We start from the raw sequence: 25,139 nt of genomic DNA, 5'->3' as shown, positions 1-25,139 counted from the left end.
GTCGCGCAAGAGGTCAGTTGACCAATTGGTAAGGTCGATCCGGTCGCGAAAGGCTCCTCCGCCATGCCCGCAGTCGATGTACCGCTGCTTCCCGCGCCGAGCCAACTCGTCGTGACATCGGGACAGTTCACCTTCGACGAGCGCACGAGCCTCAAGGCGGCACCCGGCACCGAGGCCGTCGCCGCGCTGTTGCGCGAACTCCTCGCCCCCGCCACCGGGCTGCCCCTGCCCACGACCGCCGACGGACAGGTCACCTTCGCCCTCGACCCGACGCTCACCGCTCTCGGCCGGGAGGGATACGGGCTGACCGTCACCCCCGACGCCATACTCCTGTACGCGGCCGACCCCACCGGCCTGCTGCGCGGAGTCCAGACCCTGCGCCAACTGCTGCCGTCCGACGTTCTCGCCGGCCGCCCCGTACGCGGTGTCGCGTGGACCCTCCCCTGTGTGCGGATCACCGACGTACCGCGATACGCGTGGCGCGGGGCGATGCTCGACGTGGCCCGGCATTTCCAACCAGCCGCGTACATAAGGCGATTCATCGACCTGCTGGCACTGCACAAGCTCAACACCCTGCATCTGCACCTCACCGATGACCAGGGCTGGCGGATGCCCGTCGCTGCCTACTCCAAGCTCACCGAGATCGGAGCACGGCGTGCGGAGACCCGCGGGGACGGCATCCCGCACGGCGGCAGCTACACGCGGTCCGAGCTGAGCGGTCTCGTCGCCCACGCGGCCGCGCGGGGCGTCACCCTCGTACCCGAGATCGACATGCCCGGCCATGTCCGGGCCGCCCTGGCCGCCTACCCCGAGCTCGGCAACGACCCGGACCGCCGGCTCGACGTGTGGACCGAGTGGGGTGTGTCCGACCAGGTGCTGGGCGTCCACGACCAGGCCCTGGACTTCTGCCGCACCGTCCTCGACGAGGTCATGGACACCTTCCCCTCGCCGTACATCCATGTCGGCGGCGACGAGTGCCCCACCGGCGAATGGGCGGCGCGTTCGGAGGCCCGGAGCCGGGCGCGGGCGGAGGGGCTCGCCGGGCCCGAGCAGCTCCACGGCTGGTTCATGGGCCGCGTCGGGGAGTTCCTCGTACGCCGTGGACGCAAGCCCCTCGGCTGGTACGAGGACGGGGTGACCCTGCCGTGCTCCTTCACCGTGCTGCCCTGGCGGGACGCGGCCGACGGTCTCGCCGCGGCCCGGCGCGGCCACGAAGTGGTGATGGCGCCCCATCGGGCCACCTATTTCGACTACGCGGAGTCGGCGAGCCGACAGGAGCCGCCCGCCCAGCCGGGCCCGCCGATCGGCCTGGACGCCGTCCACGCCTTTCGCCCCGCAGCCGACTGGGAGCCTGAAGCCGCCGGCCAAGTCCTGGGCACCCAGGCCCAGTTGTGGACCGAGTATCTGCCCACGCCCGCGCACATCGAGTACCGGGCGTTCCCGCGGCTGTGCGCTCTCGCCGAGAACGCCTGGTCGGCGCCCCGGCCCTGGCCGGACTTCGCGCACCGTCTGCGGCATCACCGGGTACGCCTGCACGCCCTCGGCGTACCGCTTCATCCCCCACGACGGGAGCCACGGCTCCCGGCCTTCGAGAGGAGACACATCGTTGACTTCTCCCCCTCGTAAACGAGGGGGATTCTCACGGCTCGCGCTGTGAGGTTTTCTGCTTCGTCGCCGACTGCCCGTCCGGAGTGCTCCGTTGAGGTCTTACACCGGCTCCACAGACAGAAACCGCCAGCCCGGCGGCCTTGAGGTTGATGGCCGCGTTCACGTCCCGGTCATGGGTCGCCCCGCAGCCCTCGCAGGTCCAGGTGCGGACGCTGAGTGGCATCCTCGCTTGCAGGGTGCCGCAGATGGAGCACAGCTTGGAGGAGGGGAACCAGCGGTCGACGGCGACCAGGTCCCTTCCGTACCAGGCGGTCTTGTACTCCAGCATGGAGCGCATCATGGTCCAGCTCGCGTCACTGATGGCGCGGGCGAGCGTGTGGTTCTTGAGCATGGTGCGGACTGTCAGGTCCTCGATCACGATCGTTTGGTTTTCACGAACGAGCCGAGTGGTCAGCTTGTGCAGGTGGTCCCGGCGCCGGTCGGCGATACGGGCATGGATCTTGGCAACCTTGCGGCGGGCCTTGGCCCGGTTCGCGCCGTCGCCCTTGGTCTTGCGGGACAGCTCCCGCTGCGCCTTCGCCAGGCGGACCCGGTCCCTACGCTCGCACCTCGGGTTGGTGACCTTCTCCCCGGTGGAAAACGTCACCAGGCTGGTGATCCCCGCGTCGATCCCGACCACGGCATCCGTGACCGGGAGCGGCTTCACCGACGCGTCCTCACAGAGCAACGAGACGAACCAGCGTCCCGCCGGATCCTGCGAGACGGTCACCGTCGTGGGCACCGACCCCTCGGGCAGAGGCCTCGACCACACGATGTGAAGCGGGTCCTTCATCTTCGCCAGCGTCAGAGTGCCGTTCCGGTACCGGAACGCCGACGAGGTGTACTCGGCACAGCGGCGGGATTTCTTCCTGGACTTAAAGCGCGGGTACTTGCCCCGCTTCTCCCAGAAGTTGACGAACGCCCCTTGCAGATGCCGCAGGCACTGCTGCAGCGGTACAGAGGACACCTCGGACAGGTAGGCCAGCTCCTCGGTCTTCTTCCACGCCGTCAGCATCGCCGACGTGGCGTTGTAGTTGATCCGCTCCTGCCGCCGGGTCCATGCATCGGTACGAGCGGCCAGCGCCATGTTGTACACCTTGCGCACACACCCGAACGTGCGCGACAACTCGGCCGCCTGCGCATCAGTCGGATAGAAGCGGTACCGATACGCCCGCCTCACGTGAGTGGTCACAGCTCACAAACTAGCACTCCATTGTGTAACTCCCGGCAAACAGCCGGTTGTTGGATGCCGATCCGCCCCGGCGGCGAATCGGCTTTCCCTGTCCTGCTCCGCAGGAGCCCGTTTCCTCTCCGCCCTGAAAGGCGGAGTATTCACGGAGGAATCAGATGAACCGACAAGGCGCCAGAATGCGAACGGCCATCGGCGTCGCGGCAGCCGCCGGGCTCGCCCTCGCCGGACTCACCGCCCTGCCCGCCACCGCGGCCGCCGACGGCCTCAGCGTGCAGTACCGCACCAGCGCGACCGGTGCGAGCGCCGACCAGAGCGAGCCCTGGCTGAAAGTCACCAACACCGGTAGCGGATCGCTGCAGTTGAGCGAGGTCAAGATCCGCTACTACTTCAAGGCGGACTCGGCGAGCACCGCCTATCGCTTCGCGTGTTCCTGGGCGGTGAAGGGCTGCGCCAACATCACCGGCACCTTCGGAACCCTCACGCAGCCGACGGCGACGGCCGACCGCTACCTGGAGATCGGCTTCACCTCCGGCGCGGGCAGCCTCGCGGCCGGCGCCGACACCGGCGACATGCAGCTGCGCTTCTACCGCTCGGACTGGCAGACCCTGAACCAGAGCGACGACTACTCCTTCGGTGCCACGCAGACCTCGTACGCGAACTGGGGCAAGGTGACGGCGACGCGCGCGAACACGCTCGTGTGGGGAACCGCTCCCGCGAGCAACGACCCCGACCCGGACCCCGATCCGACCGACCCGCCCGCCGACGGCGCCGCGCTCTTCGACGACTTCGACTACACCGGTCACACGGATCCGAAGATCTCCGAGCACGGCTGGACCGTCCGCTCCAACTCCGGTGGGCCCGGTGTGCCCGGCGCGACCTGGGCCCCGGAGAACGTCACCTTCGTGAGCTCCGGCGGCAACTCGCTGATGAACCTGGAGACATCGACCGCGGGGACCGGCGCCTCGACGGAGCAGACCGAAGTCCTCACCAAGGCGACGAAGTTCAAGAACGGGACGTACGCGGCACGCGTCAAGTTCTCCGACGCGCCCAGGACGGGCCCGGACGGCGACCACCTCGTGCAGACGTTCTTCACCATCAACGACCTCACCGCGCCGATGGCCGACGACTACTCCGAGTACGACTTCGAGTATCTGCCCAACGGCGGCTGGGGCGAGCCCTCGAACATCCTCTACACGACGTCCTGGGAGACCTACAACCCGGACCCGTGGCAGGCCGTCAATCAGCACACCGAGGGCCGGCAGAGCTACGGCGGCTGGCACGACCTGATCCTGACGATCGACGGCAGCAGCATCAGGTACTACATCGACGGACAGCTCTTCGGCACGCACGACGCCGCGTATCTGCCGGAGCGCCCCATGTCGATCAACTTCAACCAGTGGCTCATCGACCTGGCCGGGCAGACCAGCACGACAGCCCGCGCCTACGACGAACAGGTCGACTACGTGCTGCACATCAAGGATCAGGTCCTCAGCCCCGCCCAGGTGACCGCCAAGGTCGCCGCGTACCGCGCCGCCGGAACCGCCTTCGAGGACACCGTGCCCGGAAGCTGAACCCTTGACGGGGTCGATTGGTCCATACCAAAATCCAGAACACCCGTGCGAGCGCTGAGCTCGTCCCCCACGTCGGGCCCCTTGCCCCTGTCCGCAAGACAGAACAGGACCCCTCGTGAGACACCGCCTCCTCGCCGTCGTATGCGTCGCCGCCTCTCTCCTCACCGCCTGCGGTGTCCTGCCGGAAGGCGGTACGGACCGGCGGACCGTGACGGTGTGGCTGATGAAGGGCAGCGCGTCCAAGGACTTCCTGAAGCGGTTCACCGCGGACTTCGAGCGGAGGCATGGCGATCTGCGCCTCGACATCCGCATTCAGGAATGGACCGGGATCGGCGAGAAGGTCCAGGCGGCGCTCAAACGGGAGGACAAGGGTGCGCCCGACGTCATCGAGGTGGGCAACACCCAGGTCGCTCAGTACGTGGACGGCGGCGGACTGAGCGACCTGACCCTCGAGTCGATGCGCGACTGGGGCATGAACGACTGGCTGCCGGGCCTCGCCGAGCCCGGCCGCTTCAACACCCGCCAGTTCGGCATCCCCTGGTACGCGGCGAACCGGGTCGTCATCTACCGCAAGGACCTGTTCGCCCGGGCCGGTGTCAAGCAGCCGCCGAAGACCCGCGACGAGTGGCTCGCGGACACCGAGCGACTCAACTCCTCCGGAAACCAGGGGATTTATCTCGCGGGACAGGACTGGTACACCCTCGCCGGATTCATCTGGGACGAGGGCGGCGACCTCGCCAAGAAGGCCTCCGCCGGGACCTGGGAGGGCACGCTGCAGACGCCGGCCGCGCTGCGGGGCATGGATTTCTACCGGCGGCTGCAAGCACTCGGCAAAGGACCTGTGGACGCCGACGAGGAACACCCGCCGCAGGCCGGAGTGTTCGCGAAGGGGAGAGTCGCCCAGCTCGTGGCCGTGCCCGGGCTCGCTCAGGCCATCGAGCGGGCGAACCCCGCACTCAAGGGGAAGCTGGGCTTCTTCCCCGTGCCCGGCAGGACGGCCGCCGAGCCCGGCGCGGTCTTCACCGGCGGCTCCGACCTCGTCGTACCGAAGAACACGAACGACCGGCCCGGTGCCACAGCCGTCGTCGCGGCCCTGGCCGGCGCCACATGGCAGACCGAGCTGGCCCGGACGATGAGCTACGTGCCCAACAAGACCACCCTCGCCGGAGCGGTGGCGGGTGACGAGGGAGTCGCGGCCATGGCGGCGGGTGCCGCGCAGGGCCGGGCGACCCCTTCCTCGCCCCAGTGGGCCGCCGTCGAGGCCGACAACCCGATCAAGGCCTACATGACGAAGGTCCTCGCCGGATCCGACCCGACGACGGAGGCCCGGCGAGCCTCCGACCGCATCACACGGGCGCTGGCGGAAGAGGGCGAGTGACGGATTCCGCTCGCTGACGCCGTGCCACGGGCTGACGAGAGTTCCAGCCCCTTTGGTGGGGTGCCGCACCGCACGGGAACGCATGAGCATGTGCACGGCGTAACGTCATAAGTGTGGATTTCACCGCCGACAGTCTTCTGTCCTGTGCCGCGCGTGAGCTCAGCCTGAAGACGGCCGCGCTGACCCGGGAAGTGGAGGGGGCCCTGCGGCGTGACCTTCCCGAGCTGTGGGAAGACCCGGACGTCATGGCATCGCGGAACATCGCCGAGCACGTTGCCGCCGTTCTGTTCGGCCTTGAGCACGGCATCGATCCGGGCGAGATCGAACCGCCGGCCGCGGATATGGAGCGTGCGCGCCTGCTGGCTCGGCACGGGAAGCCCGTCAGCGTCATGCTGCGGGCCTTTCGCCTCGGGCAGGGAGTCATCGTCGACAGACTGCTCGAGGAGATGCCCCGGCTGACGAACGATCCCGAGCTGATCAGCGCGGCCGCGCGCAAGCTGATGGCGGGGGCGACCGACTACGTGGACCGCACGTCCGAGCGGGGCGCCCTGGCGTTCCAGGAGGAGAGGGAACGCCGGCTGCGGTGGCGGCTGTCGGTGGTGAACGAGGCGAGCATGCGCATCGGGACCACCCTGGACATCACCCGCACTGCCGACGAGCTGGCAGACCTCGCCATCGAGCACTTCGCCGACCTCGTCACCGTCGACCTGCTCGACTCCGCGCTCGAGGGTCGCGACACCCCGGCAAAGAGCCCGCTCGTGCTGCGCCGGACCGCGCAGCGGTCCGTGGCCGAGGGCTCCCCGGAACCGACGATTGCCCTGGAGCAGCTTCACACCTACCCGGTGGGCTCTCCACCGGACCGCGCTCTGACCACCGGGCGGCCCTCCCGACACCACTTCGACGCCTCCCACCTTCCGGACCGTTCGGCGGCGGCCGTTGATCCCGGCTTCGCCGTCGGTGCCCACCGAATTCACTCGAGGCTGGTGGTACCGCTGCGCGCGCGTGGCACCACCCTGGGTGTCGCCCAGTTCTTCCGATACCGCAGGCGCGAACTCTTCGACGACGCGGATCTGCTCTCTGTGCAGGACATCGCCGCCAGGGCGGCCGTGGCCGTCGACAACGCCCTCCGCTATACGCAAGTGCGTGCCACCGCACTCGCCCTGCAGCGCAGCCTGCTCCCACGGCGTATGCCGCGGCAGTCCGCCGTGGAGGTCGCCTTCCGTTATCTCCCGGCGGGCGCCGAGTTCGGCGTGGGCGGCGACTGGTACGACGTCATCCCGTTGTCCGGCGCCCGTGTCGCCCTGGTGGTGGGCGACGTGGTCGGCCGCGGCATCCACGCCGCTGCCACCATGGGCCGCCTGCGGACCGCGGTACGCACCCTGGCCGACATCGACCTGCCGCCCGACGAACTGCTCACGCATCTGGACGACGTTGTTATCCGTCTGTCCTCCGAGGCCACTGCCGACCAGGACGGGGAAGGCGAAGGGGACATCTGCGCCACCTGCCTGTACGCCGTCTACGACCCCGTCTCCCGCCGCTGCACCCTCGCCCGTGCCGGGCATGTATTGCCCGCCGTGGTGCCCCGGGACGGCGCCGTCGACATCCTCGACCTGCCGCCAGGCCCGCCACTGGGTCTGGGCGGCCTGCCCTTCGAGGCGGCGGAATTCGATGTGCCCGAAGGCAGCCTCCTCGCCCTCTACACCGACGGCCTGCTCGAAGCCGGCGACCACGACATCGAGGCGGGCCTCACCAGGCTGCGCCATGTCCTTGCCCAGCCCGTGGCCTCCCTGGAGGCCGCCTGCGACACCGTGCTCGACGCGTTGCTGCCGGCTCGACCGGAGGACGATGTCGCGCTGCTCCTGGCCCGCACCAGCGGACTCGGGGCCCGCCAGGTCGCCACCTGGGAGCTGGAAGCAGATCCCGCCGCCGTCTCCGGAGCCCGGTCGAGCGTTTCCCGGCAGCTGACCGCCTGGGGCCTGGAGAAGCTCGACTTCACCACCGAACTGGTGGTCAGCGAGCTGGTCACCAACGCCATCCGCTATGGCCGGCCGCCCATCAGGTTGCGCCTGATTCACGACCGCACCCTCATGTGCGAGGTCTCCGACGACAGCAGTACCACCCCGCACCTGCGCCGGGCCCGTGTCTTCGACGAGGGAGGACGCGGCCTGCTCCTGGTGGCCCAACTCGCCGAGCACTGGGGAACTCGCCACGCCCGCCACGGCAAGACGGTCTGGGCCGAGCTGGGCGACTCCGCCGGGTTGCCGGCACTGGCCTCCCTGTAGCTCCAGGTGGCCGCGGTCGAGGACCTCGTGTCGACAGCAGCCGCGCAAGCCGCGGTCGACCACTGAGCAGCCCACTCGCCCGGGACCGAGCCCGATCGTCGAGGCGTCGACCCGCAGCGAGCCTTCAGGGCGAACTCCGCGGCGTCGCGGATCGGTCCCCGACGGATGCGGCGGCGGGGCCGGATCAGGCGGAGCCAGAACCGGTGCCGGAACCGGTTCCGGCACCGGTGCCGGAATCGGAGACGAGTTCGGTGAGACGGTGCAAGAGCGTGACGAGCTGGACGCGCTCGGTCGGCGTGAACGCTTCGTAGGCGCGGGTCTGTCGCTCCCGCAACCGGGACCGGAGCAGGGCGAGCCGCTCGGCTCCCTCGTCGGTGAGGCTGACCAGGACTCGCCGTTCGTCCTCGGGGGACCGGCGGCGCACCACGATGCCCTTCGTCTCCAGCTGCTGCAGCATGCGGGTGGCGGTGGGGACGCTGACATCCGCGCTGCTCGCCAGTCGGCCCACCGGGATGTCCGTCTCCGCGGCCAGTGGTTCGAGAAGTGCGACCTGGGCCAGGGAGAGTCCGCCGAAGTGCTCGGCACCCGTCGAACGGGCCCGCCGCATGGCGACGAAGAGCGCGTCGGCCGCTTGCGCGATCTCCTCACCGTCGACGTCGCCGTCCTTCGTCATGTGCTCGACATTGCCGCTGTTGCCCATGGGTGGTAACTTACCAGAGCAATCATTAGCTCCCTAAATATTAGGAAGCGAGGGAACGTGCCCTCTCCGTACCGCGTCGATGTCCACCAGCACCTCATCCCGCCGGCCTACCGGGAAGTGATGGACCGTCATGGGGCGACGGCCGCCGGCTGGCCCACACCCGCCTGGGACGCCAGGAGCGCGATCGCGATGATGGATCGCCGGTCGATCGCCACCGGCATCCTCTCGATCAGTTCACCTGGCACCCACTTCGGCGACGACTCCGAGGCCCGCGCGGTCGCCCGTGGCGTCAACGAGTACAGCGCGGAGCTGGCCAAGGACCGGCCGGACCGCTTCGGGTTCTTCGCCGGCCTGCCGCTGCCGGACGTCGACGGCGCCCTCTCCGAGGCCGCCTACGCGCTGGACGAACTGCACGCCGACGGCGTGGTGTTGATGTCCAACGTCCGCGGCCGCTACCTCGGCGACAAGGAGTTCGAGCCGCTCTGGGCCGAGCTCGACGCCCGCGCCGCGGTGGTTTTCATCCATCCCGACGCGCCGCCGATGCCCATGCTGGAGGGCATGCCCAGCCCCCTGCTGGACTTCCCCTTCGACACCACCCGCACCGCGGTGCACATGACGCTCAACGGCGTGATGAGTCGTCACACCCGGATGAAGGTGATCCTCTCCCACGCCGGCGGATTCCTGCCCTACGCTGCCTGGCGATTCACGGGCGGCGCCCAATTCAACCCCGGCACCACGCCCATCGGCATCCTGACCGACCTGCAGCGCTTCTACTTCGACACCGCGCTGTCCTCCACGCCGTCCGCCCTGCCCTCCCTCCTCGCTTTCGCCGCCCCCGGGCACATCCTCTACGGCAGCGACTTCCCCTTCGCCCCGGAGGAGCACGGCGGTCTCCTCGACTCCATGCTGGACGGCTACGAGGGCTTCGAGCCCGGCCAACTCGACGCGATCAACCGCGGCAGCGCCGAGGTCCTCTTCCCCCGGCTCGCGGCAGCCTGATCGGACAACACCGCGGGCGGACAGCCGAGTTCCTCACGTGGTCACGTCAGTGCGTCGGACGTGCGCCGGTTGTCCCCGGACGGATCGGAAGGCGGGTCAGACGAACGTCACCGCCACCGGGCCCAGGGTGCTGAAGCGTGCCTCGATCTGCTGGCCGGCGCGGACGAAGGGGGCGGTGGTCAGGGCGCCGGGCAGGACGAGGTGTCCGGGATCGAGGGCGGTGTCGAAGTCGGCGAGGGTGTTGGCCAGCCAGGCGACGGCGGCGGCCGGATGTCCCAGTACTTCGTAGCCGCTGCCGGATGCGACCTGCTCACCGTCGACGAGCAGGTCGGCCGTGACGGAAGCGAGGCAGGGAGCGTGTTCCAGCGGCGTCCAGGGGCCGCAGACCAGGCCCCCGGAGCTGGCGTTGTCGGCGACCGTGTCGACCGGAGTGATCTTCCAGTCGCGGATGCGGCTGTCGACGATCTCCAGGGCAGGGGCGACGGCCTCGGTCGCCGCGAGGACGTCCTCGACGGTGATGCCCGGGCCGCGCAGGGGCCGGGCGAGGCGGAAGCAGATCTCGGGTTCGATGCGCGGGGCGCAGTAGTGGCCTGCGAAGACCGGGGTGCCGTCCCGGTGGACCATGTCGTCCAGCAGATGGCCGAAGTCGGGCTCCGTGACGCCGAGGAGCTGCCGCATCGCGGCCGAGGTGAGGCCGACCTTGTGGCCGACGACCGCAGCGCCGTCGGTCACACGGCGGGCGATGTTGTCCCGCTGAACGGCGTAGGCGTCAGCCAGGTCCAGGCCGGGCAACTGGGCCGACAGCGGCTCGATCGGTGCCACGTGGTGCTCGGCGCGGCGCAACAGCGCGGCGGCCTCCGCCCGTTGTCCGGCCGTCAGGGTCACTCCGGGCTCCGCGCCGCCATGCGGGTGGCCCCGTCGAAGACCATGCGTGCGTGCAGCTCGAACATGGCCACCAGGTCGACGGCGTCTCCGGAGATCTCGCGATGGATGAACAGGCCGTCGGCACCGGCCACGGTGTAGGTGGTGAGGGCTTGTACGGCGTCCTCGTCCAGGTCCGGGAAGAGGGTTTCGACCACTTCGGCGATCTTCTGGCGGGCGATGTCGCGGACCTGCAGGAACACCGTCCGGCCCCGGGGCTCGGCCGGCCGCCGCTCCAGGGCGAGCATGAGGCCGAGGCGCAGGAAGTCCGGTGCGTCGACCAGTGACTTGGCCACGTTCGCCGCCATGGTGCTGACCCGCTCCAGCGGTGTACCGGCCTCCTCGCCCGGCAGCTTCACGGCAGCGAGCCAGGATTCGAAGCTGCGCTCGATGACCGCGGCGATCAGGTCGTCCTTGTCCTTGAAGTGCCAGTAGATCGAGCTCGCGGGCAGTCCGCACTTGGCGCTGACCGCCGCGATGGACGTGCCCTCGTACCCGCGCTCGCCCGCGATCTCGACGGTGGCGTCGAGGATGCGCTGCCGCGACTCCACCCCGTTCGCACGCTTCTTGCGTGTCGTCTGCGGCCTGGTCATCGGATGTGCCCTTTCTCGCGTCGCCGGCACTTGACCCCTTCGTACACCGTCTTTAATGTAGCAGCCATTCCAATTGGAGTGAACGCTACAGCAAGAGCCGTAACGCAACAGGGACGACAGTGAGGTGGCCTGGTGGGCGAGATCAGCGCCAAGGGCAGAGCCGAGGACAGTGCGTATGACGTGGCGGTGATCGGCTACGGCCCCACAGGGGTCACTGCCGCGAACCTGCTGGGAGGGATGGGGCTCAAGGTCGTCGTGCTGGAGCGCGACGCCGAGGTCTTCTCGCGCGCGCGTGCCATCTCCACCGACGAGGAGGTCGTAAGGATCTGGCAGCGCATCGGCCTGGCGGACCGGCTGAAGCAGGACATGCTGGCCGAGCGGGCCCTCGACTTCGTCGACGCCCGTGGCCGCACCTTCCTCAGCGCTCACCCCACCCCGCGCGGTCACGGCCATCCGCCGCAGATGTTCATCTACCAGCCTGCCCTGGAGCAGGTCCTGCGCGACGGCGTCGATCGCCATCCGAACGTCGAGGTGCTCCTGCGCCATGAGTGCTTGCGCGTGGTTCAAGACGGCGAGGGCGTGGAACTGACGGTGCTCTCCACCGCCGACGACTCCGTACGACGCCTGCGCGCCTCGTACGTGATCGCGGCCGATGGCGGCTCCAGCCTCACCCGCGCCCAGCTGAACGTCGGCTACGAGGGCCGGACGTACGAGGACCGCTGGGTGGTCGTCGACACCGAGATGCTCAAGCCCTGGCCGGATCACGACCGGCTGCGCTTCCGCTGCGACCCGGCGCGGCCCGCGGTCGACTGTCCGACGCCGCTCGGCCACCACCGCTGGGAGTTCCCGGTCCTGCCCGGGGACGACGAGAAGCACCTGACCACCGATGACGCGATCTACGCGATGGTGTCCCGGTACGGGATCAGTCGGGACAGCATCAAAATCCTGCGGGCCACCGTGTACAGCCACCACGTCCGCTTCGCCGCCCGCTTCCGGGTGGGGCGGGTCTTCCTCGCGGGTGACGCCGCCCACGCCATGCCGCCGTGGATCGGACAGGGCATGGCCGCCGGGGTGCGTGATGTCGCCAACCTGTGCTGGAAGCTGGATGCGGTGCTGCGCGGCGAGCTGCCCGAGGCGGTGCTCGACAGCTACGAGGCCGAGCGCAAGCCGCATGTCAAGGAGGTGACCAGGCGGGCGGTGTTCGTCGGCCGGATCATCACCGAACGGCGCCGCTCGGTCACCGGCGTCCGTGACTCCGTGCTTCCCGTCCTGAGCCGGGTGCCGGGTTTCGCCAACTGGATGCAGGACGCGAACTGGATCCCCGTCGCCCACTACGCCGACGGCCTGCAGGCCGGCCCGCGCACCAGGGCCACCGGACACCAGATCCCCCAGCCCTGGGTGACGGGGCCCGACGGCGACCGCGTCCGCCTGGACGACGTACTGGGCGGCCGCTGGCTGCTCCTGCACAGTGGACTGCCCGTGCCCCAGCCCGAGTGGGACCGCTCCGGCGTCCCCTCGCTGACCATGACGCCTGCCGGATGCCGCCCGGCCGAGGGCACGGTCGTCGACCGTGACGGCGTGCTGCTGCCCTGGCTGGCCGAGCATCGCGTGACCACCCTCGCCGTGCGCCCCGACGCCTATGTCTACGCCGCGGCGCCCGCGGGTGCCCAACTCCCGGGACCACCGGCCGGGTTCGCGCCCACTTCGCGACCGGCCACCAACTCAGCTCAGTGAGGACGATCATGACCACGCAGACCGAACTGCCGTCGATGCAGGAGTCGCTGCTCGACGTGGACGGCAAGAAGATCTTCGTTGCCGAAACCGGCGACGGTCCGCCCGTTCTGCTCCTGCACGGGGGCGGCCCCGGTGCCTCCGGCGTCTCCAACTACGCCCGCAACATCGGCGAGTTGGCGAAGGAATACCGGGTCATCGTCCCCGACCTGCCCGGCTACGGCCGCAGCGCCAAGGGCATGGACGGCGCCGACCCCTTCGGCTACCTCGCCGACGGTATCCGTGGCCTGCTCGACCGACTGGGCCTGGACAAGGCCCACTTGGTCGGCAATTCCTACGGCGGTGCCTGCGCGCTGCGCCTCGCCCTGGACACCCCCGACCGGGTCGACCGCATGGTGCTGATGGGACCCGGCGGCATCGGTACCACCCGCGCCCTGCCCACACCGGGTCTCAACAGTCTGCTCAACTACTACTCCGGGGACGGACCTTCGCGGCTGAAGCTGGAGAAGTTCATCCGCAACTACCTCGTCTTCAACGCCGCGGACGTGCCGGACAGCGTCATCGACGCGCGCTACCGGGACAGCATCGACCCCGAGGTCGTCGCGGCTCCGCCGCTGCGCCGCCCGTCCGGCCGGGACGCCCTGCGCACCCTGTGGAAGATGGACTTCACCCGCGATGCGCGCCTGTCCCGGCTGCCCGTGCCGACGCTGGTGCTGTGGGGCGCGGCCGACAAGGTCAACCGGCCGTCCGGCGGGCGCATGCTGGCCGAGCGCATGCCCAACTGCGATCTGTACGAGGTCGCCAACACCGGCCACTGGGTGCAGTTCGAACGCGCCGAGCTGTTCAACCGGCTGTGTGCCGACTTCCTGGCGGGCCGTCGATGAACACCACTGCTTCCGTCTTCGGCTCGGTGCACCTCGGATACATCGTCATCGAGACCGATCGCTTCACCGACTGGCGACGTTTCGGCACCGACGCCATCGGCATGCACCACGACGACCTGTCCCGCGACCTGATGCGCTTCCGCCTCGACGACCAGGAATGCCGCTTCCTGATCCAGCGCGGCCCGGCCGAGGACGTCGTGGCCACCGGCTGGCACATCGACGACCACGCCGGCTTCGAACAGATCGAGGCCCGCATACGCGCCCACGGCGTCCCGGTCATCCACGGCAGCGCCGAGGAGGCCGCGCTGCGAGGCGTCGAGCGCCTCCTGCGCTTCCCCGGCCCCAAGGGCATCACCCAGGAGATCTACACCACCCCGGTGAAGTCGGCGGAGCCGCTCCGTATGCTCTCCTCCGGCTTCGTCACCGGCGACTCCGGCATGGGCCACATCGCGATCACCTCGACCAGACCCACCCAGCTCCGGGGCTACTTCAACACGGTCTTCGATGCCCGGCTGACGGACTACATCGACGAGACGATCAGCGGCGTCAAACTCAAGATCCGCTTCCTGCGCGTCAACGAACGCCACCACTCCATCGCGATCGCCGCCGTCCAGGGCCTGCGCATCGACCCCGTCCGCACCCGCGTCCAGCACCTCAACATCCAGGCAGCCACGCTCGACGACGTCGCCCAGAGCTACCAGCGGGTGCACGAACTCGGCTTCGACATGGCCCTCTCGGTCGGCCGGCACACCAACGACAAGGAGCTGTCCTACTACGCCCGCACCCCCTCGGGCTTCGAGTGGGAGGTGGGCTGGAACCCCATCGTCATCGACGAGACGACCTGGGAGCCCAGCACCCACCAGGGCATCAGCATCTGGGGCCACACCCCGGTCGGCCAGACCATCGTCGACAAACTCGACCAGTTCCGCTTCGGAGCCCGCTCCCTCGCCCGCCCGGAGAACACCGTCCCGGCCCTCAGCGGCGCCGGCATCTCCGACGACTGAGAGCATCCAGGGCCGGACCGGTCTCCTCCCGGTCCGGCCCGTTCCGTGCCTACCGGGCCCCATGCCGTCAGCCACAGCGCCCTGACTCTCGGACCGTTCACCGGCGGCGTCGCCACGAGCACCGCCTTCGCCCCCGTCGTGCACCAGCTCGGAGGCAGCGATGAGCCCCGGCCACGTCGGCCGGGGCTCACCGCTGTGGCGTACGGGATCAGGACGTGGACTCGGCGCGGGCGACCAGGTCCAGCGCGATGTCGGTGATCATGTCCTCCTGGCCGCCGACCATGCCCCGTCGGCCGACCTCGACGAGGATGCGGCGCGTGTCGAGACCGTAGCGGGCGGCAGCGGTCTCGGCGTGGCGCAGGAAGCTGGAGTACACGCCCGCGTAGCCCAGGCTGAGGGTCTCGCGGTCCACCCGTACCTCGCGGTCCTGCAGCGGTCGTACGAGGTCGTCGGCGGCGTCCATGAGCGGGAACAGGTCGCAGCCGTGCTCCCAGCCCATGAGATCGGCGACCGCGACGAACGCCTCCAGGGGGCAGTTGCCGGCCCCGGCGCCCTGCCCGGCCAGGGAGGCGTCGACCCGGGTGACGCCGTTCTCGACGGCGACGACGGTGTTGGCCACGCCCAGGGCGAGGTTGTGGTGGGCGTGGATGCCGAGTTCGGTGGACGGGTCGAGCACATCCCGGTAGGCGCGGACCCGGTCGCGTACGCCGTCCATGGTGAGGCGGCCGCCGGAGTCGGTGACGTAGACGCAGTGGGCGCCGTAGGACTCCATCAGCTTGGCCTGGCGGGCCAGTTCGGCGGGCTCGGCCATGTGGGACATCATCAGGAACCCGGCGACATCCATGCCCAACTCGCGGGCGGCGGCGATGTGCTGGGCGGAGATGTCGGCCTCGGTGCAGTGGGTGGCGACGCGTACCGAGCGGATGCCCAGGGTGTGGGCCTGTCTGAGGTCGTGCAGGGTGCCGATGCCGGGCAGCAGCAGCGTGGTGGGCACCGCGTGATGCGCGACGTCGGAGACGGCCTCGATCCATTCCCAGTCGGTGTGGGCGCCGACGCCGTAGTTGATGCTCGAGCCCGACAGGCCGTCACCATGGGCGATCTCGATGGCGGCCACACCGGCGGCGTCCAGGGCCGCGGCGATGGCGCGTGCCTGGTCGACGGTGTAGCGGTGCCGGACGGCGTGCATGCCGTCCCGCAGGGTCACGTCCTGGACGTACAAGGCGGTCACTTGGCCACCTCCGGGGTGCGATGGGTGGCCATGCGTTCCGCGGTGCGCAGCGCGGCCGAGGTCATGATGTCGAGGTTTCCGGCGTAGGCCGGGAGGTAGTGGGCGGCGCCCTCGACTTCCAGGAACACCGAGACTTTGAGGGCGTTGCCCGCACTCGGGGCGAGGGTGCGCAGCGGATCGTCCGCCGCGACGCTCTCGTACTGCACCTTCTGCTTGAGCCGGTAGCCGGGTACGTAGGCCTGGACGCGGCCGACCATCGCCTCGATGGACGCGGTGACGGCCTCGGTGGCGCAGCCGGAGACCAGGCAGTGCACGGTGTCCCGCATGATCAGCGGAGGTTCGGCCGGGTTGAGGACGATGATCGCCTTGCCGCGGGCGGCGCCGCCGACCTGCTCGATGGCGGAGGAGGTGGTCTCGGTGAACTCGTCGATGTTGGCGCGTGTGCCGGGCCCGGCGGAACGGGAGGCGATGGAGGCGACGATCTCGCCGTAGTGGACCGGGGTGACGGCGCTGACGGCGGCGACGATCGGGATGGTGGCCTGGCCGCCGCAGGTGACCATGTTGACGTTCGGGGCGTCGAGGTGGACGTCACCGTTGACCGGCGGCACCACGTACGGGCCGAGCGCGGCGGGGGTGAGGTCCACGAGGGTACGGCCCAGGGGTCGTAGTACCTCGTCGTGGTGGCGGTGGGCCCCGGCCGAGGTGGCGTCGAAGACGATCTCGACGTCGGCGAACTCGTCCAGGGCGACAAGCCCTTCGATGCCCTCGTGGGTGGTGGCCACCTTCAGGCGGCGGGCGCGGGCCAGGCCGTCGGACTCGGGGTCGATGCCGGCCATGGCGGCGATCTCGAGGCTCTCCGAGAGCCGCAGGACCTTGATCATGAGGTCGGTGCCGATGTTGCCCGAGCCGATGATGGCGACCTTCGTCGTGCCGCTCACTGGTCGTTCCCTTCCGTGGCGAACCCGACTCGCACGGAGCCCAGGCCCGAGACGTGGGCCTCGAACACGTCACCGGGGGCGGCGGGGGTCATCGGGCCCAGAGCGCCGGTCAGCACGAGGTCGCCCGCGCGCAGCGGGTCGCCCCGCTCGGCGAGGGCCGAAGCCAGCCAGACGGCCGCGTTGAGGGGGCCCCCGAGGCAGTCGGCGCCGGTGCCCTCGGAGACGGTCTCGCCGCCGCGGGTCATGGTCATCGTCACGGAGCGCAGGTCGATTCCGGTGAGGGGTACGGGTGTGCCGCCGAGGACGTACAGGCCGCAGGAAGCGTTGTCGGCGACGGTGTCGACGAGGGAGATGTCCCACCCCCGCACCCGGCTGTCGACGATCTCCAGGGCGGGCAGCGCGAAGTCGACCGCCCGCAGCACGTCGACGACCGTGCACTCACGGTGCGCCAGGTCGCGGCCGAGGACGAGCGCGACCTCGGCCTCCACCTTGGGCTGCAGCAGCCGCCCGGCGGGTACCTCGCCCCCGTCCGGCACGGCCATGTCCGCGAACAGCGCGCCGAAATCGGGCTGGTCCACCCCGAGCTGACGCTGCACGGCCGGGGAGGTCAGGCCGATCTTGCGGCCGACGATCCGGCGGCCGGCGTCCAGGCCGCGCCGGACGTTCAGCTGCTGCACGGCGTACGCGGTCTCCAGATCGCCGTTGCCGTCGAACAGGTCACGCACCGGCGGGCAGGCGGCCCCGGTGCGGGCGGCCTCCGCCAGCAGGTCGGCGGCCTTGACCACCGTCGGTGGAACGGCGTCCGGACGGATGCCGTCGAGCACGGTCGACACGGGTTACCTCCAGAAGGGGAGCGGTGCGGGGGTGGTACCCGTGAGCGGCCGGCGGTGCGTCTGGCGTCTCGCGGTACCCCCATCGGTATAGACAGCACCCCACCGATGGAACAAACTTTGTTCCGTGACACGGAACAGTATGGGCGGCAGCATGTTGGACAAAGCCGCGGTCATCCTCGAATGCTTCAGCCCAAGCGGGGGTCCGTACCGTCTGTCGGAACTTTCAGAGCGCGCCGGTCTGCCCAAGCCGACAGTGCACCGGCTGGCGGGGGACCTCGTCCGGCTGGGCTGGCTGGAGCGATCGGGTCCCCAGTACCGGCTCGGCGCGAAGCTGTTCGAGCTCGGCTCGCTGGTCCCGCACCGACTCGATCTGCGGGAGACGGCGCTGCCGTTCCTGCAGGACCTGTTCGAGGCCACCCGCGAGACCGTCCACCTCGGCGTCCGTGAGGGCATGGAGGTCGTCTACCTCGAACGCATCCACGGCCACGAGGCCCTGCGGCTTCCCTCCCGCATCGGTGGCAGCCTGCCGCTGACCTGCACCGGCGTGGGGAAGGCCCTGCTGGCCTTCTCCGGCCCGGAGTTGATGGAGGAGGTGCTGTCCCGGCCGCTGCCGAGCCTCACCCCGTACTCGATCACCGACCCGACCCGCTTGCGCATGGCCCTGGAGAAGATCCAGGTGTCGGGCCTCGCCTACGAGGAGCAGGAGGCCGCGCTCGATGTGAGCTGCATTGCGGCCCCCGTCTTCGCCGGCGGCACCACGGTGGCCGCCCTCTCGGTGGCCGTCCCGCGTTCACGTTTCAGCCCCGCCCAACTGGCCCCCGCTGTGCGAACCGCGGCACTGGGACTGTCCCGGGTGCTGCGGGGGAGCGGCTGACCGGGACACCGGGCCGATGCGGCTGACCGGGACACCGGGCCGATGCGGCACGACCGGAGGCCTTCGTGGGCGTGCTTACGGCACAGCGCTCGGGCACTTCCCCGTTCGGTGTGGAGACGAGGGCCCCGCGCCCACCGGGTCGGCAGGAGCGGGGGTCACGCCCCCGGGCGGGTCAGAGGGCTGCCGCGGCGCTGTGCAGGTTCTTGGCTGCCAGGGCCAGTCCGTCGGTCTGGGAGTAGGCCGCGTCTTCGTGTTCGATGTTCACGGCCATGTCGGGGTTGACCTCGGCGAGGGCGCCAAGGAACTCGGTCCAGAAGGGGACGTCGTTTCCGAGGCCGACGGCGACGAACTTCCAGGCCGGGTTCTCCGGCCAGGCGTTGCACCAGAAGTCGTAGCCGGTGGGCACCTTGCCGGGCGCGTCGGCGGGGACGCGGGTGAACGAGGTGTCCAGTACACCGCGGATGTCGGCGCCGGGGCAGAGTGTCGCGTCCTTGGCGGCGGCGTGGAAGACCAGTGGGCCGAGCCACTTGATGGAGGCGACGATGTCCATGCCCTGCCACATCAGGTGCGAGGGGTCCATCTCGGCGCCGATGTTCGTCGCGCCGACCTCGTCGACGAGCCGCTTCAGGGTGATCGGTGAGAAGACGAGGTTGTGCGGGTGCATCTCGATGGCGACCCGGACGTCGTTCTCCCGGGCGAGCGCGTCGATCTCCTTCCAGAACTCGACGGCCAGGCCCCACTGGTAGTCCAGGACGTCCATGTAGACGCCGTCCCACGGGTTGACCACCCAGGAGGGGTACTTGGCGTCGGGGTCGGAGCCAGGGGTGCCGGACATGGTCACGATGTGCTTCACGCCGAGCAGGCCGGCGAGGCGGATGGTGCGGCGCAGGTCGTCGGCGTGCTTCGGGCCGACCCCCGGGAGCGGGTTGAGCGGGTTGCCGTTGCAGTTGAGTCCGGTCAGTTCCATGCCGCGGTCGGCGAAGGCCGCCAGGTATTCCTCGCGCGCGGTGGCCGAGGACAGGAGGAGGTCGACCGGGCAGTGGGGGGAGGGGATGAAGCCGCCGGTGTTGACCTCCACGGAGGTCAGGCCGTTCTCCTTGAGGATGTCGAGGGCTTCGGCGAGGGGACGGTCGTGCAGACAGGCGGTGTAGGCGCCGAGCTTGAGGGCCATGTGGGTGCTCCTTCGATGCGGGTGGTCAGGCGGCGGGCGGAACCGTGACGGCGGCGCCGCCGTTGCGGGAGGACTCGACGACTGCCTGGATGATCTCCATGGTCCGCAGCGCGTCGGCGAAGGTGGCGCAGGCGGGCAGCGGCTCGGCGCCGCCCGCGACCTGGTCGAGGAAGGCACGGGCCTGGTAGGTGAACATCTCGGCGTTGCCGCCGCCGACGCCCGGGGCCTCCATCGGGTAGCCGCCCGCGAAATACGGCAGCTGCGGTCCGGCGATGATCTGACGGACGCCTCGCGTGCGGGCCTCGGGCTGCGCGTCGTCGAAGAGGTACTCGGCCGGCCGGTGCTGGTCGAACGCGGCCCGGCCGCCGAGGCCCAGGACGTCGAAGGACAGCCCGTTGGGCAGGCCGAAGGCGGTGCGGGACACCGAGAACGTGCCCACCAGGCCGGACTCGAAGCGGGCGGTGAAGGAGGCGGTGTCCTCGTTCTCCACCTCGCCCACCTCGTCAGAGACGGGCGCGGCGTTGTGCCCGACGACCGCGCCCAGCGGGAGGGGGCGCTTGGGGATCTGCGTCGACAGTGAGGCACCGGAGACGGCGGTGATGGGACCGGCGACGTACTCGGCGGCGTCGATCACATGGGCGCCGATGTCGCCGAGCGCACCGGAGCCGGGGCCGCCCTTGAACCGCCAGCTCAGCGGCCCGTTCGGGTCGGTCGCGTAGTCGCACCAGTACCGGCCGCTGAACAGCGTGAGATCTCCCACCTCGCCGCGGTGGACATGGTCGCGGATCGCGGCGATGGCGGGGGAGCGGCGGAACGTGTAGCCGACGGCCGTCACGACATCGGCGCCGCGCTCCAACTCGGCCATCGCGCGGGCGTCTTCGAGCGATCCGGCCAGCGGCTTCTCGCACAGCACGTGCTTGCCCACGGCGACCAGCGCCTCGGCGATCGGCCGGTGCAGATCGTTTCCGACGACGATGCTGACGGCGTCGATCGTCGGGTCCTCGGCGACGGCCTCCCAGCTGGGGAGCGCCTTCTCGTATCCGTAGCGGCGGGCGGCGTCCTCGCCGAGGGCGACGTTGGCATCGGCTATCGCGGCCAGGCGGACCGGCGGCAGGCCGGCCCCGAAGACCGTGTTGACGTTGCGATATCCGGCGGCGTGGCTGCGGCCGGCCATGCCGGCTCCGATCACCGCGACCGACAGGGGCTTGGCGGAGGTTGTCATGGGGTGCCTTTCAAAAGGACATGTGGGGGCGTCAGCTGGAGGTGGGGGAGTTGAAGCCGGCGGTCGTGTGGCGCATCGTCGGCGGCCGCGGCCTCAAGATCGACGGCCGCGAGAACGGCTTCCGCTTCGGGAGATCCCGGGGTGGCGAGGTCGGCATTAAAGCGCTTTAAATCCGGTGAGCGGAGAGCCCGTACCCCGCCCATGAGGGCCGGGGTTCGTCAGGACCCGTCGGCCAGGTAGTCGGCGATCTTCTCGCGCATGAACAGCGAGGACTCCTTGGCCCGTTCCTCCCAGGCGAACACGCAGGCGGTCAGGGTGCCGTCGAACCCGTTGGCGCGCAGTTCGCGGAAGAGCTCGTCGAAGTCGACCTCGCCCTGCCCGATGTCGAGATGCTGGTGGATGCGGGCGGGGGTGCCGGGCGGGTTGAGGATGTAGCGGTTGCCCGAGGACGCCGTGTGGTCGAAGGCGTCGGCCAGGTGGACGTGGGTGAGCAGGTCACCCGCGTACTTGATGATGCCGGGGGCGTCGTTGCCGATGTGGAAGGTGTGCGGGGCGCAGTAGAGGAAGCCGACATGGGAGTGGTTGATGCCCCGGATGAGGTTGACCGCGTCGTAACCGTTCTCGATGAAGTCGTCGGGGTGGGGTTCGAGGGCGAGGTGGATGCCCTCCCGCTCGAACACCGGCAGCAGCTCGTCCAGCGACGTCCAGAACTGGGCCTCGCTGCGGTCGGAATCCTCCGGCCTCCCGTTGAACTCCGAGATCATGCTGTCCACACCGAGGTCGGCGGCGATCTGGATCGAGCGCTTCCAGTACCGTACGGCGGCCTGCCTCGCGTCCTCGTCCGGACCGGACCAGCGGAACAGGGGCAGCAGCGAGGAGATGCCGACTCCGGCCGCGTCCAGGGCCTTGCGGAACTTCCGAACCGTCGCGTCGTCGACGCGCGGGTGCCGGAAGAACGGAATGAAGTCCTCCCGAGGGGACAGCTCGATCCACTCGTAGCCCAACTCTGCGACTACCGAGGGCAGTTCGAGCAACGGGACGCTGCGGATCATGTAGGGGTCGAGGGCGATCTTCACGAGAGGGTGCCTTCCGGTGCAGTGGCCGCCGCAGTGGCCGTGAGGTCTTCCTCTTCGGGGAGTTCTTCGACGTCGACGCCGCGGACTTGGGCCAACTCGTGCTTGGGGGCCGCGAGTACGGCACCGAGGAAGACACCGACCTCGGGTCGGGCCAACAGACGGAGAGCCAGGGAGCGTTGAGTGGTCCGGAGGTCGGCTTCCTTCGGGCCGGAGACCGGCGGTGTGGTCACCGTGGGCTCGGCCTGCCGCGTCATGCTCATCACCGCGTACCCTTCGCCGCGAACTTGGCGACGGTGTCGACGTTGGACTTGTCGACGAAGGCCGGGCCGGTCAGCACCGGCTGCTCACCACCGCCGCTGAAGTTGCCGTTGGTCTTGTACAGCCACAGCGAGTCGACGGCGAGGTAGCCCTGCAGATACGGCTGTTGGTCGACGGCGAACTGGATCGTGCCCTTCTCGATGCCGGAGACGAGGTCCTTGTTGAGGTCGAAGGTGGCGACCTTGGCCTTGCTGCCCCCCTCGGACACGGCCTGAGCGGCGGTCAGCGCAATGGGAGCGCCGAGGGTGACCACCTCGTCGATGGAGGAGTCCTGCTTGAGCTTGGCGGTGATCGTCGACTTCACGGACGGCATGTCGGTGCCGTTGACGTAGAGGATGTCCGTCTTGCCGCTGAAGGTCTTCTTCACTCCGGCGCAGCGCTCTTCGAGGTTGACGTCGCCCTGAGCCTGGATCACGCACAGGGCGTGCTGGGCGCCGGTGCCGTTGAGCTTGGTGCCGAGTGCCTGGCCTGAGACGGACTCGTCCTGGCCGAAGAACGACAACAGGCCCTGCCGCTTCCAGACGCCGAGCCCCGCGTTGAGACCGACGACCGGGATGCCGGCCTTCTCCGCCTTGGCGACCACGGACTTCAGGGCGTCCGGCTTGGCCAGGGTGACGGCGATGCCGTCGACCTTCTGGTCGATCGCGTTCTGCACCAGGTTGGCCTGGTCGCCGGCGCTCTCGTCGTTGGAGTAGATGAGCTTGACGTTGTCCTTGGCGGCCGCGGCCTCGGCGCCCTTGCGGATGGTGTCCCAGAAGGTGTCGCCGGAGGGGGCATGGGTGACCATCGCGATCGTCATGCGCGGGGTGTCGGCCTTGCCGGCCCCGACGTCACCGGCCTGCTCTTCGGCCTTCTTGCCACCGGCGCTGCTGGAACAGCCCGCCAGGGCCAGGGCGGCCGCGGCGGCCACGGCCACCACGGGGGCGATTCTGCGGGAGCGGGGAAGAGCTGTGGGGTTCATGCTGCGTGCACCTCACTGTGCAACTGGAAGGGGTGTGTGGATCGCCGGCCGCCGGGTGGGTGCGGGTGGACGCGACGGCCCGGGTCAGGGGCGCGCTCCGGGCGGAGCGCGCGGCCTCGCTGGTGTGGCCGGTCTCAGGGGCGGGGTGCCGCCTGGAGGCGGAGTCGGACAACGCGATCAGTGGGGATGGCTGCCGCGCTCTTGGGATGACTTCATTCGAACAACAGGACAATTTAAAGCGCTTTAAGTTCTGGTACTATCGGCCTTGCTTCGCGAGGGTGTCAAGGGTGTTGCGCAAGGAGATTTGCCGCGGGGAGGCACATGTGGACGACGTCGGTTCCGCGCGTCACCGGAACGGCACGCACAAACGTCCCAGGTTGGAGGACGTGGCCGCGCGGGTGGGGCTGTCCACGGCATCGGTGTCCCTGGTGCTGCGCGGGGTGTCAGGCCCGAGCGAACGGACCCGGCAGCGTGTCCTGAAGGCGGCCGCCGACCTCGGCTACCAGGTGGACCGCACGGCCAGCACGCTGGCCAGCAGGCGCAGCCGGCTGCTCGGTGTCATGGTCGACATCCACAGCCCCTTCCACGCCGAACTGGTCGAGCACCTGCACACCGCGGCCGAGGAGGTCGGCTACGACCTCGTCCTGAGCACCCTCACCCGCACTCGCGACGAGCACACCGCGGTGGAGACCCTGCTGGCCTTCCGCAGCGAGGCGCTGATCCTGCTCGGCCCGACCGCACCCGCGGACGCGCTCGCCGCCCTCGACAACAAGGCCCCCGTCATCGCCGTCGGTCGCCGGATCACGGACGCCCCCCTGGACGTCGTACGCACGGCGGACGACGACGGTGTGGGTCAGATCGTCGACCACCTGGTCGGACTCGGCCATCGCGAGATCGTCTACGTGGACGGCGGCAAGGGCGTCATCGCCACCGACCGACGCCGCGGCTATCGCACCGCCATGCGTCGCCACGGCCTGGACGACCACGTCCGGGTGCTCACCGGCGACCACACCGAAGCGGCCGGCGAACGTGCCGTCCGGCACATCCTCGGCGGTCCCCAACTGCCCACCGCGGTCGTCGCGTTCAACGACCAGTGCGCCATCGGCGTCCTGGCCGCCCTCGCCCGAGCCGGTGTCGCCGTCCCGGGCGAGGTGTCCGTGGCCGGCTATGACGACGACACGCTCTCCCGGCTGAGCTGCTTCAACCTGACCACCGTCAGTCAGAGCGCCAGGGAGCAGGCCCAGTACGCGGTGACCGCCGCCGTCGAGCGCCTCGACCAGGACCGCACCGAGCCCCGCGAAGTCGTCCTCAACCCGCGCCTCGTCCTGCGCGGCACCACGGCAGAACCTGCCTGACGCGTGCTGCGGAGTGCGGCCGCTTCCACGAGCGGTGTCGGCAGTACTGTTCGGTCGCCCTCGCCCTCGCGGACATCTGCGAACGGCGCGACACGGTCCTGCCGGCGGTGGTGATCGCCTTCTGCCGCCGAAGCCGACCTCGATCGCGCAACGGGCGCCGGCGGTAACCACCCGCCGACGCCCGTGGCCGACCGGGTTCACCACCCGGGCGGTCTCTCACGCTGCTGCCGAGAGATGATCACGGTGATCACAGGTTGCGGC

Annotated in this window: 21 protein-coding genes and 2 pseudogenes; 10 read left to right on the top strand and 13 right to left on the bottom strand. The window is 69.8% G+C overall.

Annotated elements, in window-relative coordinates:
* Nucleotides 1-63 precede the first annotated feature (63 nt).
* Nucleotides 64-1,626, top strand: a complete 1,563-nt coding sequence (locus IEY95_RS10180) for a beta-N-acetylhexosaminidase (protein WP_189185605.1) — start codon at nucleotides 64-66, stop codon at nucleotides 1,624-1,626.
* Nucleotides 1,627-1,639: 13 nt separating this feature from the next.
* On the opposite strand, the gene IEY95_RS10175 is transcribed toward IEY95_RS10180, so the two are convergent.
* Nucleotides 1,640-2,839, bottom strand: a complete 1,200-nt coding sequence (locus tag IEY95_RS10175; protein ID WP_189185604.1) for an RNA-guided endonuclease InsQ/TnpB family protein — start codon at nucleotides 2,837-2,839, stop codon at nucleotides 1,640-1,642.
* 176 nt (nucleotides 2,840-3,015) lie between these two features.
* Here IEY95_RS10175 and IEY95_RS10170 point away from each other — a divergent pair, with 176 nt between their 5' ends.
* From IEY95_RS10170 to IEY95_RS10160, 3 genes are all read left to right on the top strand, one after another.
* Nucleotides 3,016-4,410, top strand: coding sequence for a cellulose binding domain-containing protein (locus IEY95_RS10170; protein ID WP_229702790.1), 1,395 nt, complete (start codon nucleotides 3,016-3,018; stop codon nucleotides 4,408-4,410).
* Nucleotides 4,411-4,525: 115 nt separating this feature from the next.
* Nucleotides 4,526-5,788: an extracellular solute-binding protein gene (locus IEY95_RS10165; RefSeq protein WP_189185602.1), complete on the top strand. Its 1,263-nt coding sequence runs from the start codon at nucleotides 4,526-4,528 to the stop codon at nucleotides 5,786-5,788.
* A gap of 113 nt (nucleotides 5,789-5,901) precedes the next feature.
* Nucleotides 5,902-8,070: an ATP-binding SpoIIE family protein phosphatase gene (locus IEY95_RS10160; RefSeq protein WP_189185601.1), complete on the top strand. Its 2,169-nt coding sequence runs from the start codon at nucleotides 5,902-5,904 to the stop codon at nucleotides 8,068-8,070.
* Between the two features lie 184 nt (nucleotides 8,071-8,254).
* Here IEY95_RS10160 and IEY95_RS10155 read toward each other — a convergent pair whose 3' ends face one another.
* Nucleotides 8,255-8,770, bottom strand: a complete 516-nt coding sequence (locus IEY95_RS10155) for a MarR family winged helix-turn-helix transcriptional regulator (protein WP_229702788.1) — start codon at nucleotides 8,768-8,770, stop codon at nucleotides 8,255-8,257.
* Between the two features lie 57 nt (nucleotides 8,771-8,827).
* On the opposite strand from IEY95_RS10155, the gene IEY95_RS10150 reads away from it, so the two are divergent.
* Nucleotides 8,828-9,769: an amidohydrolase family protein gene (locus IEY95_RS10150; protein WP_189185600.1), complete on the top strand. Its 942-nt coding sequence runs from the start codon at nucleotides 8,828-8,830 to the stop codon at nucleotides 9,767-9,769.
* Between the two features lie 96 nt (nucleotides 9,770-9,865).
* Here IEY95_RS10150 and IEY95_RS10145 read toward each other — a convergent pair whose 3' ends face one another.
* Together IEY95_RS10145 and IEY95_RS10140 are read right to left on the bottom strand one after the other, a co-directional pair.
* Nucleotides 9,866-10,654 carry a 2-keto-4-pentenoate hydratase gene (locus IEY95_RS10145; protein ID WP_189185599.1) on the bottom strand — a complete coding sequence of 263 codons (789 nt, stop codon included), beginning with the start codon at nucleotides 10,652-10,654 and terminating at the stop codon, nucleotides 9,866-9,868.
* Entirely contained in the window at nucleotides 10,651-11,283 is a 633-nt protein-coding gene (locus tag IEY95_RS10140; RefSeq protein WP_189185598.1) for a TetR/AcrR family transcriptional regulator, read from the bottom strand. The genes IEY95_RS10145 and IEY95_RS10140 overlap by 4 nt, the downstream gene beginning before the upstream one ends.
* Nucleotides 11,284-11,415: 132 nt before the next feature.
* On the opposite strand from IEY95_RS10140, the gene IEY95_RS10135 reads away from it, so the two are divergent.
* Genes IEY95_RS10135 through IEY95_RS10125 form a run of 3 tightly spaced genes read left to right on the top strand, consistent with a single transcriptional unit; the run spans nucleotide 11,416 to nucleotide 14,902 of the window.
* Nucleotides 11,416-13,017: a bifunctional 3-(3-hydroxy-phenyl)propionate/3-hydroxycinnamic acid hydroxylase gene (locus IEY95_RS10135; protein WP_229702786.1), complete on the top strand. Its 1,602-nt coding sequence runs from the start codon at nucleotides 11,416-11,418 to the stop codon at nucleotides 13,015-13,017.
* Nucleotides 13,018-13,025: 8 nt separating this feature from the next.
* Entirely contained in the window at nucleotides 13,026-13,898 is an 873-nt protein-coding gene (locus IEY95_RS10130) for an alpha/beta fold hydrolase (RefSeq protein WP_189185597.1), read from the top strand.
* Complete coding sequence (locus tag IEY95_RS10125; RefSeq protein WP_189185596.1) at nucleotides 13,895-14,902, top strand: VOC family protein; 1,008 nt, start codon at nucleotides 13,895-13,897, stop codon at nucleotides 14,900-14,902. Before IEY95_RS10130 ends, IEY95_RS10125 begins: the two co-directional genes overlap by 4 nt.
* A 208-nt stretch (nucleotides 14,903-15,110) precedes the next feature.
* On the opposite strand, the gene dmpG is transcribed toward IEY95_RS10125, so the two are convergent.
* Genes dmpG through mhpD form a run of 3 tightly spaced genes read right to left on the bottom strand, consistent with a single transcriptional unit; the run spans nucleotide 15,111 to nucleotide 17,901 of the window.
* On the bottom strand, nucleotides 15,111-16,130 hold the full coding sequence (gene dmpG, locus IEY95_RS10120) for a 4-hydroxy-2-oxovalerate aldolase (RefSeq protein ID WP_189185595.1): 1,020 nt from the start codon (nucleotides 16,128-16,130) through the stop codon (nucleotides 15,111-15,113).
* A complete protein-coding gene (locus IEY95_RS10115) occupies nucleotides 16,127-17,068 on the bottom strand; it encodes an acetaldehyde dehydrogenase (acetylating) (RefSeq protein ID WP_189185594.1) in 942 nt (313 codons plus the stop codon). Before IEY95_RS10115 ends, dmpG begins: the two co-directional genes overlap by 4 nt.
* A complete protein-coding gene (mhpD, locus tag IEY95_RS10110) occupies nucleotides 17,065-17,901 on the bottom strand; it encodes a 2-keto-4-pentenoate hydratase (protein ID WP_229702784.1) in 837 nt (278 codons plus the stop codon). Before mhpD ends, IEY95_RS10115 begins: the two co-directional genes overlap by 4 nt.
* Before the next feature lie 151 nt (nucleotides 17,902-18,052).
* Between mhpD and IEY95_RS10105 the strand changes: the two genes are divergently transcribed.
* On the top strand, nucleotides 18,053-18,775 hold the full coding sequence (locus IEY95_RS10105) for an IclR family transcriptional regulator (protein WP_189185998.1): 723 nt from the start codon (nucleotides 18,053-18,055) through the stop codon (nucleotides 18,773-18,775).
* 172 nt (nucleotides 18,776-18,947) lie between these two features.
* On the opposite strand, the gene IEY95_RS10100 is transcribed toward IEY95_RS10105, so the two are convergent.
* The 6 genes and pseudogenes from IEY95_RS10100 to IEY95_RS10075 form a co-directional block, all read right to left on the bottom strand.
* A complete protein-coding gene (locus tag IEY95_RS10100) occupies nucleotides 18,948-19,946 on the bottom strand; it encodes a sugar phosphate isomerase/epimerase family protein (RefSeq protein WP_189185593.1) in 999 nt (332 codons plus the stop codon).
* A gap of 25 nt (nucleotides 19,947-19,971) precedes the next feature.
* On the bottom strand, nucleotides 19,972-21,168 hold the full coding sequence (locus IEY95_RS10095) for a Gfo/Idh/MocA family protein (RefSeq protein ID WP_189185592.1): 1,197 nt from the start codon (nucleotides 21,166-21,168) through the stop codon (nucleotides 19,972-19,974).
* A gap of 218 nt (nucleotides 21,169-21,386) precedes the next feature.
* Nucleotides 21,387-22,244 carry a sugar phosphate isomerase/epimerase family protein gene (locus IEY95_RS10090; protein ID WP_189185591.1) on the bottom strand — a complete coding sequence of 286 codons (858 nt, stop codon included), beginning with the start codon at nucleotides 22,242-22,244 and terminating at the stop codon, nucleotides 21,387-21,389.
* A pseudogene (locus IEY95_RS10085) lies at nucleotides 22,241-22,369 on the bottom strand (sugar ABC transporter ATP-binding protein); the annotation flags it as partial. The pseudogene IEY95_RS10085 and the gene IEY95_RS10090, both read right to left, overlap by 4 nt.
* Nucleotides 22,361-22,504 (bottom strand): annotated as a pseudogene (locus IEY95_RS10080) (ABC transporter permease); the annotation flags it as partial. The pseudogenes IEY95_RS10080 and IEY95_RS10085, both read right to left, overlap by 9 nt.
* Entirely contained in the window at nucleotides 22,504-23,523 is a 1,020-nt protein-coding gene (locus IEY95_RS10075) for a sugar ABC transporter substrate-binding protein (RefSeq protein WP_189185590.1), read from the bottom strand. The pseudogene IEY95_RS10080 and the gene IEY95_RS10075, both read right to left, overlap by 1 nt.
* Before the next feature lie 323 nt (nucleotides 23,524-23,846).
* On the opposite strand from IEY95_RS10075, the gene IEY95_RS10070 reads away from it, so the two are divergent.
* Nucleotides 23,847-24,878, top strand: coding sequence for a LacI family DNA-binding transcriptional regulator (locus tag IEY95_RS10070; protein ID WP_229702782.1), 1,032 nt, complete (start codon nucleotides 23,847-23,849; stop codon nucleotides 24,876-24,878).
* Nucleotides 24,879-25,139: the final 261 nt, after the last annotated feature.

The sequence above is a fragment of the Streptomyces albiflavescens genome (genome assembly GCF_014645835.1).
GTDB lineage: Bacteria > Actinomycetota > Actinomycetes > Streptomycetales > Streptomycetaceae > Streptomyces > Streptomyces albiflavescens.
The sequence above is the reverse complement of the archived record's forward strand: the minus strand, read 5'-3'. Positions and strand labels throughout refer to the sequence as shown.